Annotated in this window: 6 protein-coding genes and 4 pseudogenes; 5 read left to right on the top strand and 5 right to left on the bottom strand. The window is 38.4% G+C overall.

The window, feature by feature from the left end:
* Nucleotides 1-174: 174 nt before the first annotated feature.
* Nucleotides 175-776, top strand: a pseudogene (locus HHA42_RS12300) (ISNCY family transposase); the annotation flags it as partial.
* Between the two features lie 71 nt (nucleotides 777-847).
* Here HHA42_RS12300 and HHA42_RS12295 read toward each other — a convergent pair.
* The 4 genes and pseudogenes from HHA42_RS12295 to HHA42_RS12280 form a co-directional block, all read right to left on the bottom strand.
* A complete protein-coding gene (locus tag HHA42_RS12295; protein WP_252726329.1) occupies nucleotides 848-3925 on the bottom strand; it encodes an EAL domain-containing protein in 3078 nt (1025 codons plus the stop codon).
* Between the two features lie 57 nt (nucleotides 3926-3982).
* Nucleotides 3983-4384 (bottom strand): annotated as a pseudogene (locus tag HHA42_RS12290) (IS30 family transposase); the annotation flags it as partial.
* Between the two features lie 69 nt (nucleotides 4385-4453).
* Nucleotides 4454-7801 carry a DEAD/DEAH box helicase gene (locus tag HHA42_RS12285; RefSeq protein ID WP_168526680.1) on the bottom strand — a complete coding sequence of 1116 codons (3348 nt, stop codon included), beginning with the start codon at nucleotides 7799-7801 and terminating at the stop codon, nucleotides 4454-4456.
* A 263-nt stretch (nucleotides 7802-8064) separates the two neighbouring features.
* A pseudogene (locus HHA42_RS12280) lies at nucleotides 8065-9027 on the bottom strand (IS481 family transposase).
* A gap of 315 nt (nucleotides 9028-9342) precedes the next feature.
* On the opposite strand from HHA42_RS12280, the gene HHA42_RS12275 reads away from it, so the two are divergent.
* The 3 genes and pseudogenes from HHA42_RS12275 (at nucleotide 9343) to HHA42_RS12265 (ending at nucleotide 10250) form a co-directional block, all read left to right on the top strand.
* A complete protein-coding gene (locus HHA42_RS12275; protein WP_002058191.1) occupies nucleotides 9343-9645 on the top strand; it encodes a helix-turn-helix transcriptional regulator in 303 nt (100 codons plus the stop codon).
* A gap of 64 nt (nucleotides 9646-9709) precedes the next feature.
* A pseudogene (locus tag HHA42_RS12270) lies at nucleotides 9710-9898 on the top strand (type II toxin-antitoxin system HipA family toxin); the annotation flags it as partial.
* Between the two features lie 115 nt (nucleotides 9899-10013).
* Nucleotides 10014-10250 (top strand): VF530 family protein, encoded by a 237-nt coding sequence (locus HHA42_RS12265; RefSeq protein ID WP_002058193.1) that lies wholly within the window; start codon nucleotides 10014-10016, stop codon nucleotides 10248-10250.
* Between the two features lie 557 nt (nucleotides 10251-10807).
* Here the strand turns inward: HHA42_RS12265 and HHA42_RS12260 are convergent.
* Nucleotides 10808-11629, bottom strand: coding sequence for a M48 family metallopeptidase (locus HHA42_RS12260; RefSeq protein WP_168526678.1), 822 nt, complete (start codon nucleotides 11627-11629; stop codon nucleotides 10808-10810).
* A gap of 584 nt (nucleotides 11630-12213) precedes the next feature.
* Between HHA42_RS12260 and HHA42_RS12255 the strand changes: the two genes are divergently transcribed.
* Entirely contained in the window at nucleotides 12214-12375 is a 162-nt protein-coding gene (locus HHA42_RS12255; protein ID WP_168526676.1) for a hypothetical protein, read from the top strand.
* The last annotated feature ends 31 nt before the right edge of the window (nucleotides 12376-12406 follow it).

Genomic DNA, 12406 nt, shown 5'->3' with positions numbered 1-12406 from the left:
TGTGCTTGACTTGGAATTGTCCATATAGGACATTTCTATTTGGTTATTAGGTAGGACATTTCTACTTAGGAATAACATGCGTTGTTAGAACCCATTCAAAATGTCTATATTCTCACCAATAAAAATGTCTAGTTTATGATGGCTTAAACATCATGGACTGGATATGAAATATAGATGCTGATCACTATGTCTGACAAAGAAATTCAACGTCTTGCTGTTCTGCAAGACGTTCGAGATCAACGTATTACCCAAGTCCGTGCTGCTGAAATCCTTAATCTTTCAACCCGTCAAATTACCTGGTTATTACAGAAGCTCAATCAAGATGGTGTTTCAGGTATGGCGCATGCCAGTCGTGGTCAATCTGGCCATCGTCGCCATGATGATTTATTAAAATCAAAATGTCTTTCCATTATTTCTGAACATCTGCTGGGATTTGGACCTACCTTGGCCCATGAAAAGCTCACTACCATTCATGGATTCAACAAGTTTGTATGTCGAACAGCATGGTAAGCTTTTAGCGTTTTACAGCGACAAACATTCAGTCTTCGGGGTGAATCAAAGCAGCAAGAAAGACACCAAGATTACGCAATTTGGGCGCGTACTCAGCACCCTGAATATCGATATTATCTTCGCCAACTCACCACAAGCCAAAGGCTGTGTAGAACGGGCGAATAGAACCCCTCAGGATCGTCTGATCAAAGAGATGCGCCTGGAAGGCATCTGTTCGATTGAGCAAGCGGAATGCCTGGCTGCCCTGCTTTATAGAGCAATTTAACTAACTGTGCGAAATTCCCCATCTGTAATCTTTGATTTAGGTGGGGATAGATAGCACGACTTTGGGACTTACTCATGTCCTTCTTGGTTTTGTATGTACTTTTGAAAGATAGTATTGCTCAAGCTCATCAATAGGCATCGGTTTGCCAAACAAATAGCCTTGATAATGGTAACAGCCCTGTTTTTCTAATATATCTCGTTGGGCTTCAGTTTCAACTCCCTCAGCAATTACAGAAATTCCCAAAGTTTTAGCCAAAACAATAATCATTTTCACAATTTCGGCATCATTACTACTCACCACGATATCACGAACAAAACCTTGATCAATTTTCAACTGATCAATTGGAATACGTTGTAAATAAGCCAGAGAAGAATAACCAGTCCCAAAGTCATCTAGAGAAAATATCACTCCATAACGTTTAAGAATGGTCATTTTTTCAATAATATCTTCTATACGCATGACTAGGGCGCTTTCGGTAAGTTCAAGTTTGAGCAAGTGTGCCGGAGCTTGGGTACGCTCCAGAATTTCGAGTACGTCTTGAACAAACTCCTCACGCCTAAACTGACTTGCACTGACATTCACGGCGATGCTGAGATGAGCTGTTTTCGGGTGTTTAGCCCATTCTCCTAATTGCTGGCAGGCACTTTCGAGTACCCACTGACCCAGTGAAATCATAAAGCCATTTTCTTCTGCTATAGGGATAAAACGGGCAGGAGAAATCATTCCTTTAACTGGATGACGCCAACGTAACAAGGCTTCTACTCCTATCATCCGCTCTGCACCATTTACTTGTGGCTGGTAATGCAACATAAGCTGATTTTTTTCCAACGCTTGACGCAAGCCGGCATCAATCTCGGCACGTTCCTCAACCTGGGATTGAATCCGTAGATCAAAGAAGCGATAGGTATTTCGGCCATAATTCTTTGCTTCAAACACTGCCATTTGGGCACGTTTAATTGGATCCTGTAGGTTTTCCTCTGCATCTTGACCAAACAGGCTAATCCCGATACTTGCTGAACTACGGTACTCAGAGTTAGTGAAAAAGTATGGTTGAGCGAGTCTTTGCAAAATATCTTTTGCAGTTTTTTCTGCTCGTTGGATAGCCTCCATCTCGGAGTTTCCAAGCTGATCAAGCAGTACCACAAACTCATCACTCGTAAATCGAGCAACCATTTGATTTGCTTCTATGTATTCTGACAGGCGCGTTGCGACTTGCTTTAATAAGCGATCGCCAGTCTCATGACCTTCTGTATCATTCAATACTTTAAAGTGATCCAGATCAATGCACAGAAGTGCTCCCCACCATTTTTTATTTTCCGCTTCTTGTAGGCTCTGTTCAAGATGCTCGAGAAACAGGCTACGGTTAGGTAATTGGGTCAGAGAATCATAGAATGCAAGCAAGCGTACTTTTTCTTCTGAAGCTTTGTAGGCAGAAATATCGGTAATAGAAGACACATAATGCGTCGTTTCGCCATTCCTATCACGTACAGCCGCAATCAAGATGTGCTGTGGATACAATTCTCCATTTTTACGCTTATTCCATATTTCACCTTGCCAAGATCCTGTGGTACGAATAAGCTCCCACATGGTGGCATAGAATTTTTTGTCGTGCCTGCCCGATTGAAAGATTTTTGGTGTATTACCGATCAACTCTTGCTGGCTATAACCGCTAATTTCTGTTAATGCACGATTGGTCCGTAAAATAACTCGCTGAGAATCTGTAATCATCATTCCAACCTGGGATTCAAATGCAGTTGCAGCGATACGCTGATTTTCTTCAGCTTTTTTACGTTCAGTAATATCACGTGCCGAGCAGAAGAAAACCTCTTCATTATCAAGATGCACTAGAACTGAACTGACTTCTACTGGATAACACTCACCTTGAGCATTCTGATAATAAGTTTCGAAGCGAATACCCTCTGGATTTAAAACACCTGTATTGATCAAATCTTGAAAATCTGTTTCATTATAGCCGTTATCCCAATAACTCAGCGTTTGTCCTACAACTAGTCGTGGAGTGCTGCCTATCATACGAAAAAACGAATCACTCCCTTCAATGAGCCGGCCTTGTCTATCTAGTATATGAATACCATCTTTAGCATTCTGCAACAGCATCTGACTACGACGATTACTTAATATATTGGCCCGGATTTGATACCAAACTAAGTATGTTGTAATCGCAGTAACTACAAGAAAGAGCAACCCAAACAAAATAGCTTTAATTAGTTCATGATACCATTGAGCCAGATAGTCTTCTTTTGCATAAGCAACAACAACAAAAACAGGCATAGTGCTTAATCTACGGAAGTGTCCCATACGTGGGACTTTATCTATTGTTTGTTGACTATAAATACTACCAAACTGTGCTCTGGAATGAACCAGTTGTGACAGTTCTGGTGGTGCACTTACAAAACCCACTAGGCCTTTCGGAGTTTGGAGCACGGGATTGCGGGCGATAATTCGCATATTCAGGTCTTGTACCAACAGCACCCCTTTAGGGCCTACATCCAGATCTGCAATCAGATGATTAAAGTAACTAGCAGGTAATGTAGAGACGATCATACCTGCAAAAGTTCCATCCGGCTGGTTGTAACGTCGTGCAAATAGATGAACCCAGCCTTGACCATTAGGATCTCTTATTAGTTTCGTAACAAACAGTTGATCTTTATCATTCTGTTGAACATCTTTAAAAAAACGATAGTTGGCGTAATTCCAAGTCTCATTACTAATATCACTATCGCCAAATTGGACTTGACCTTTGATATCGGTGATATGAATTCGTGTAACAGAACCGATCCAGTCTTTTTGTTTTTGAATAAAGCTAGAAATATCTCTATCATTTATTTGTTTTTTTTCACGTAATTCTTTTTCTACATAAGCTTGTAACGTATGTAAAGATAAATCAATTTCTTTTGAGCTACTGCTAATTCTTTTTTCAAGAAGTAAAGTTAAATTTTCTATATGAATTCTAACTTCAGCTTCTTCGCGCTCATGTGAAGTATATAAGGTATAAGCAAATAAACTAATCATGAAAATATTCACGATTACAAATGCTAAAAAAAGAAAGATAAAAATTGATTTGTTTTTTGACAACATATTCGCTCTGTAAGATATAAGTTCTCTTTGCGCTGCCAATGCAACGCCCCCCAAGATTCAATCTTTTAAGCAACAAATTAGATTACAAATCACTTAAAATATAAGGCGGATTCAAGCGGCAAGTGCAACAGTATAAAAACCACCCATAACTTCACTCGGTGTATGCCAACCTAGTGTTTTTCTAGGACAATGGTTGAGTGCAAATTCTATCTGCTCTATTTGTTCGTTTGACACGTCATCAAACGATGATGATTTTGGCAGATATTGCCGGATTAAACCATTTGTATTTTCATTCCTTGCTCGTTGAATAGACTTGTAAGGATCAGCAAAATAGGTCTCTATCCCGACATCAGTAATTCTTTTGTGTTCGGCAAATTCCTTGCCATTATCAAATGTCACACTATAAGCATGGCTCATCCATAAACGATCTAATGCACAAGTAATCATTTTAGATGAAGTTCTCGTCTTTCCTAAATGAACAATATGTACGCACAGGCTCTTTCGATCAACGAGAGCACATTGGAAAAAATTGCATCCAGACTTTCAGATACTTACAGATGATTAGGGTAATCTGAAACCAAACTAAAATTTCTCAAACAAGTTCATCACGTCATTTTCCGTCAGTTTCGCTTCGCCCTCATGATCGGTACTTAGAATAGACTGTGCCAGTTCTGCTTTATTTTGCTGTAAGGCAAGAATTTTTTCTTCTATGCTTTTATTGGTAATCAGCTTATACACAAATACTGGCTTGTCCTGTCCAATCCGCCATGCACGATCTGAAGCTTGATCTTCAGCAGCAGGGTTCCACCATGGATCATAGTGAATGACCGTATCTGCGGCAGTTAGATTCAGACCGACCCCTCCTGCTTTCAGACTGATTAAAAATACTGGCACTTGTCCAGACTGAAATGCTGTAATGACTTCATCTCGCTTTTTGGTCTTTCCAGTCAGCTTCACATAGCCAATTTCTGCGTGATGGAGCTGTTGCTCAATCAGTTCCAACATTGAGGTAAACTGAGAGAAGATCAGAATTTTTCGCCCCTCCTCCACCATTGGAACGACCATATCCATCAACTGTTCAAGTTTGGCAGAGTGTGCCTGCCCGGTTTTCACTGAATCCAGCTTTAGTAAGCTAGGATGGCAGCACACCTGACGTAGCTTCAGTAAGGCATCTAAAATTTGAATTTGACTACGTTTAAAGCCTTTTTCTGCCACAATTTTCTGAATGCTTGCCTGCATCGTGGCACGAACAGCCTCATATAACTTGGATTGCTGGTCATTCATATCAATATTGACTTCAATCGTGGTTTTTTCTGGCAACTCTTTGGCTACGTCAGTTTTCAAGCGACGTAAAATGAAGGGCTTAATCCGGTTGACCAACTTTTGTCTTAACTGCTCATCACCGCGCTTTTCAATCGGATGACGGTACTTTTTATTAAAAATTTCTTGTGAATATAAAAATCCTGGCATCAGGAAATAAAATAGTGCCCACAGCTCACCCAAATGATTTTCCATAGGTGTACCGGTTAGACATAGACGATGTCGCGCTGTTAATTGCCGTACTACCTGTGCAGCTTTGGCGCGCGGATTTTTGATATTCTGCGCCTCATCCAAAATGAGTTGATGATATTCATATTGCTTTAGTTGCTCTTCATCTCTCGCCAGAAGCGGATAGGTGGTTAACACAATATCATAGTGCGGAATCTGCTCAAAATACTGATGGCGATCGGGCCCCTGTAGCAGCAATACCTTGAGCTCTGGGGTAAATTTCTCCGCTTCTTTGAACCAGTTATGCATCAGCGATGTGGGTGCAACAATTAAGGCGGGACTATCCTGCAAATATCCAGCCTGCTTTTCCATGAGTAAATGGGCTAAAGTTTGTGCTGTTTTCCCCAAGCCCATATCATCTGCTAGAATCCCGCCATGCTGGGTTTCCCTTAAAAACTGTAACCAGCCTAAGCCCTGCTGCTGGTATAGACGCAACTCCCCCTGAAAACCTTGTGGTGTTGGCAGTTGTTGCTGATAGCCTTGTTTGAATTTATGTACAAATTTCTGCAGGCGATCACTGACCTGCCATGTCATCCCAAGATTATGCTGCAATTCTAATAATTGACTCGCATCATAGCGATCAATACTGCGCTCTTCTTGCTGTAAAATGCTCTGCAGATGCAATAATACCGGCTTAATATCCCTAGCGGATAGCGCCAAATCAGGTTGATCAACTGCAGTTTTCACGGTGAAAATTTGACTGTCATGCAGATGAATAAAAGTCCGCGGATCAAGTAAATCAGGATTTACTCGCACCAAAGCTACGAGCGCATCAAGTAAATTATAAGAATTGCCTGCACTGTCTTGAACCGTCGCCCCGATATTGAACCAGTCCTGCTGGCCTTCAGATTCAGTGATAGAAATATTTAAATTTTCAACATATTGCAGGTTAAAGGGGCTGTTTTCCAGATGCTCTATCTGCCAGCCCATCAACTCAATTTGATTGATGGGCATCAGCTGTTTGATCCAGTCTCCATAGAAAGCAAAAACCATAGAATCGAGACGTTGTTTATCCAGTTTTAATTGCTGGTCATAACTAAGATCTTTCACCCACTTCAGTGATTCGACCAATAGCTGTAAACGCTGGATTGACTGTTGTTCCTGAACTAAGTCCCGAAGCTGTCGCACCATTTTGTCATGCTGCTCACCAATGAAACTGTCACCTGATGTACCTGCTTTAATTCGCCCGCCTGCATAGGAGAATTCAATTTCAGCACAAACAGACTCCTCCCATTTCCAATCAAATTTATCTAAAACACCGAAGCGTAAAATTGGCTGGGGATTACCCTGTAAGACTTCAATCTCTTGAAGAAACCCAGGTTTCGGCAAGTTATGTATCGTTGTAGATTGATGGGTAAGCTGCTCAAACTCAGTCAAAACCGTCGCAGGCATCTCTGGCATCCGCCAAAGGTAGTACAGTAAATCCGATGTATATTCACTATAGAGTTGCCCTACCGTATTCTTGTGAATATCGATATAACAAAGTGGCTGACTTACAAGAATTTGAAGATGTGGATTCGATTTTAAATTGAGTCGAACATTTCCATTGACCAACTCAAAATCTAAGTGCTCAGTCTGTTTTTCAATGCTCTTTTGCCAAGAAAATTCAAGCTGATAGCTTTGTTCTGACCATGTAAGTGGAGCATCACTTTTTTGTTTCCAATAGACATCACCACTCTGAATGAAAGATTTAAAATGCTCTAAGACAATGCCTGATATATCAAGACTATTTCCATAAGAAAACTCATTCTGATTGAGCTTGGCATAATAATAAATTTGATTAAATAATTGTCGCTTCCCATCAGGCAAAGACAGACGTTTTTTTAGAATATTGCCATATTCAGTATAAGAACTGACACCTGTGATCGTCCCACTTTTATTACGTCTACCTTTGCGAACCTCAAGTTTTAACCCGAATAGACCTAAAGGCTGATCTAAATAATAAAGTAAATAATTACTCGTTGTCTTTTGCTGCTCTAACTGGGTATGTTGTAAATACTGCTTAAACTCACTTAACCAGCGTTGTGCTTGATTAATTGCAACCCGATCTTTTTGAGTGTGAGATGATGACTGAGAGTCAACATAGCTCTTCAGATATCCTTCTCGATATTCTTGATAAAATAATTTGGCTAAAGCAGCAGCATGTTTACAGTTATATCCAACCGGACAAGTGCAGTCGTCATCAATTAAACGGTCCTTTTTAAGATTATAGGTAATTGCAGTATCGTAATAATCTGTCCCTTCAATTTGGGCATACATCGTGACATCGTCATTTTCCTCAAAGAACTCAATTGTTTCCCTATCAATGTGTTTAGCATAGCTCAGACTGCGCTGAAGAGTTGCAGTACTAAAGCGAGATAGAAAATTGATCAATAAGGACATAATTACCAGACACCAAAATGTTTATACAATTATAACGGACAAAGCTGTCATTTCAGAACAGTAGCCGAACTGCTCAACCTGAGCACAGATTCGACTCACTCAATAGGAATATTGTGAATAAAGACAATCAAATTCGAGAAGTTAAACAGTTCATTGAGATCGAAAATATCCTGATAGAAAGTGATCATTTCTTCACAACAGTTAATTTTAAACCAAATGGGGTCAAAAGTTTTAGCATTGTTTCTATGTGTGATTCATAGAGATCATTTCAATTTAGCGATCTCTAGATCCATCTTGTAATTGGCATGTTGAATCCGTTCATTTGAGGGGTTGTATTGCTTCTGGACTTCATCTGAGAAAGGAGTTTCTTCACATAATTCAAAGTACCTCTCCATCGGTGTTTTACCTTTCAAGGCTGAATGTGGTCTCATCCAGTTATAGTAATGCTGCCATTCGGCTAGCTTGTCTTGGATATCCTCAGAATCGATATCTACAGTAGCGTAGAACTCAGATTTATCAGTTTTTTGTGAACGCTCTACCTTGCCATTCAGATGAGGTGAACCTGGTTTATTTGGCCTAAATTTGATTCCATGCTGCATCATTTTTTTCTGTACTTTTTCAGCAAAGAATTCCCGCCCACGATCGGTCTGTATTCGCTGTATGGGAAAAGGCATTTCTTCAATTACGCAGTCTAAAAAGTCGAGAGTATTCGCTGCTGTTCGGCGTTTATATATCCTTAAAACGCGATATCGTGTGCAGTCATCGATAGATGTGTACTGATATAGTCCTGGACCCAGTTTACAGGTATCCATTTGAATTCTATCGCCTGGTAATGGGCGTTCATAACGAATGAAATCTGCTTTACGACGGAATTTTTTAATCGGTTTGACTTGATGGGTGGATAGTACTTTATGGATAGTCGCTAAGGACAACGAGACTCCGTGCAGCCTCATCAATTCTGTTTGCAAACGTCGAGCACCAAAATTTCTAGCTGAGCGCATTTCAAATATTAAGGCTTCTAGCTCAGCATTGATTTTAGTATTTGGCGATTTTAAGGGACGTCTACTCTGGCTACTTAATCCATCAATACCTTGCTCAGAATATCGTTTCCACCACTTGCGTAACGTTGGTCTAGAAATGCCACATCTCCGACAAACTAGGCCAGCATCATTAGTCTCTTCAAATAATTTAACTCATACGAGTCTTTGTTGAATTTCTCTGTTCATAGACACCCATTATATTGAAATAATGCCTATGAATAAAATACTTAAATAAAAATTCTCCGACAAACCCGGTACGGTTCAACGTGGAAAGTGCCAAGGGTCATTGGAGATGGTCATCATTTTAATTACTCGGCAATGATTTATTTATTACCATAGATTGTATTAGATTCCATTAGATTGTAAATGTCTAATTAGATTTCTTTAATCTAATAGGATCTAATCAGGCCAATAAAGCACCTTCTTACCGATCAACTGTTTATTTTATAACTCCATTATTTTGTGGTTTAATAGACATATATGGACATAAGACCCAATATTATGGATTTAAAATTCAGAAAACCTGAAGAAGTTGTTGGATTATTATGTGAGAGGCTTCGTAAAGAACGACTTTATCTGGAAATGACTCAGGCAGATGTTGCTGCACGTGCTGGTATTGGTGTGAATACAGTATCCAATCTGGAAGCAGGTCGAAATGTTTCATTTGAAAATTTAGTACGCGTTGCCATGGTCCTAGGCCGATTACAAGAATTAGAGGAACTCTTCAAACCTAATTTAAACAGTGTAGATGATATTCTTCGCTATGAGAGCAATACGGCTCGCCAACGTATCAAAAGGAAATAAATCCATGCTCAAAAAACTTAATGTTTACTACAATGGATGGGGTGAATATTGGCTTTAGGGTACACTGGTCTCCTCAACAGCAATCACAGGTCGACCATTAATTGCCTTTGAATACAGTGCTGAAGCGATCCGTAAAGGTTTAGAGCTTTCCTCTTACCTACTTCCATTAAAAGGTGACCCATTAAGAAAAAACTTTCCTACACAGCAAATGGGATTACCAAGTCATATATATGATGCATCACCCGATGGCTGGGTGTGCTCCAGAATTTTGGTGGCTATTCAGTCCATCATTACTTACATTCCAACTCTCTAGTTTTCCAACTAGCCCAGGTTATAATAATGGCCACCCAAAATACGATTGATCTATTATGAACACCTCCAATGACCCTTTACACGGCAAAAAACTTGCTGACATTTTGGATGAATTATTGGATTACTACGGTGGCTTTGAAGGTTTAAGTCGTAAAATTGAAATTAGATGTTTTTGCATAGACCCAAGTGTTAAATCATCATTGCGATTCTTGCGTACCACACCATGGGCACGTGAAAAAGTAGAAAGCTTATATTTGTACGTCTTACGCCAAAAGGCAAAACAGAAACCGTAGCCCCAGGCAACACCCCTCTCATTATAAAATTATACCAGTCAGTAAAACACCTTTAGATTAAGCATGTGTATGTTGGTTATTATTGTTGATTATCACAATAAATTAGTGACCAAAAATCAAAGTACCCCACCCTACCTTAAATTACACCACACAAAATAAAAACTCTATATAACTGTTATATATAAAGTTTATTAAAATACCAATTATGTTATTTAGTGTATTTTATGTCGGTGACTCTTGCCAAGGTTGGGGTTTTTGTTTTAAGTGTAAAGATGCGAAGGCTCTCGGTGTATTTAAGCTACTGATGTATCTCATGATTGTTTTTAATATTTAGAGGTGTGTAACAGAGATTATATGTGTGATTCATAGAGATCGTTTCGATTGTATTAGTTCAGACTTGATCGTACATTCTTCTTGAAAAATTTTCCAAATATTATGTTTGCAACTTTTGCGGAATAAAACAAACTGAGGGGGATAGCTGGTATCCCCCCTAATTAAAATTAAGCTATATATAGTTTTTGGATAGATATCAACACTATAAATCCTATCATTAAAAATTATGACTTTTTAACTTTAGCTGCGTTGTAATATGGCATCACTTGTGGAATGGTCTTTTGAATACTTTCAATTCTTGAAACTGGTGCAGGATGTGTACTTAAAAACTCTGAAGTCTTACCTTTATTATTGGTAGCTTCAGCCATTTTTCTCCAAACGACGACAGCTGCATTTGGATTGTATCCAGCCCGTGCCATAATTTCCAAACCAACCAAGTCTGCTTCATTTTCATGTTTACGTGAATTTGGTAAAGTCAGACCATATTTTGTTGCTAATTCGGCAAACTGATATTCAGTTCCGCTTAAACCCAATGCAGAAGCACCATATTTAAGTCCAAGGTTTGTCACTAAACTCATGCTTGCTCTTTCTCTACCATGTTCTCGCAAGGCATGTGCCATTTCATGTCCAATAATTGCTGCAAGCTCATCATCTGTTAGTTTTAACTTTTCAATAAGGCCTGTATAAACAACAATTTTTCCACCAGCCACACAAAAGGCATTTAACTCATCACTACGAACAGTATTGACTTCCCACTTCCAGTTAGCGCTATCTGCACGAAAATGTCCTACAAGCGGTATTAATCGCTTAGTTACACGATTTACCTGAGCATTTGAAACTACTTTACGTTGATTTTTTGCAGCACCAATTATTTCACTGTAAGCGGTTAAGGATTGTTGCTCCCATTGTGCAGCTGGCATAATTAAAAACTGTTTTCTCTCAGCACCTAATGTTCCTGAGTTTGTTGTACTCACACACCCACTTATCGACAAAGTTGATAGCGTTACTGCAGAAATAATACCCAAAGTCCGAAAATTTAAAGACATAACTGAATCTCTTCACAAAAATTATGTATCGATTAAAACTTGATTGATTAAGATTGAAATGAATATATATTATTAGCAAGTGATCATTAGAATCTAAAAGTCCGTATCCAATTCACTCAATCGAATACTATAAATTTTATTAAAAAAACTCAACAACATAAAACAACTATTCAAACACTTAAATCTTAAGAAATACTTAATAATATTTATTCTTTGATTATTTAAATTAACAATATTTTAAATTAAAATTCTATAATAATATAAAACACACCAGACTCTTGAAAAATTTAATTTTACCATTTTTAATTAGAAATCCTATAAAACATAACTCATACTAGCCTGAAATTTAAAAATTCTTAAAATTCAAAACATTGCAAAAAGATATCAAATAATTTAGTGGTTTTTTATTCTAATAAAAAGATTAATTAGTAATTTTACTTAACTGATATTAATAAATGTTAAGTTAAATTTAAATATTATTGATTGCTGTATTATTAATCAGCCTATGCTATATTCCACATTCAAATTAATAACTCTTTTATTAAAATTTTGGTAATTTCAAGCATAATTATTTTGAGGTTCATATGAAAAAATTGGCAATTATATTATCTGCATCTGCTGTTCTTCTATCTGGTTGTGGTAGTAAAAATGAGAAAATGTTGGGTTACTGGCAGCTAGAAAATATTGAAGGAAAACGTATTAAGAGGTGGTCCCACTTGTTTGAACAACTAAAAGCGTATTTATAAGTGATATTCCGCTCTAGTTAAGCCACCTTGT

The sequence above is a fragment of the Acinetobacter sp. A3 genome (genome assembly GCF_012371415.1).
GTDB lineage: Bacteria > Pseudomonadota > Gammaproteobacteria > Pseudomonadales > Moraxellaceae > Acinetobacter.
Note: the sequence above shows the minus strand (reverse complement) of the source record. Positions and strands in the feature narration are given on the sequence as shown.

Bases quoted from the DNA above. Each gene is read 5' to 3' on its own strand.
- HHA42_RS12285 (WP_168526680.1), bottom strand. From the start codon at position 7,801: ATGTCCTTATTGATCAATTTTCTATCTCGCTTTAGTACTGCAACTCTT.
- HHA42_RS12275 (WP_002058191.1), top strand. From the start codon at position 9,343: ATGGATTTAAAATTCAGAAAACCTGAAGAAGTTGTTGGATTATTATGT.
- HHA42_RS12265 (WP_002058193.1), top strand. From the start codon at position 10,014: ATGAACACCTCCAATGACCCTTTACACGGCAAAAAACTTGCTGACATT.
- HHA42_RS12260 (WP_168526678.1), bottom strand. From the start codon at position 11,629: ATGTCTTTAAATTTTCGGACTTTGGGTATTATTTCTGCAGTAACGCTA.
- HHA42_RS12255 (WP_168526676.1), top strand. From the start codon at position 12,214: ATGAAAAAATTGGCAATTATATTATCTGCATCTGCTGTTCTTCTATCT.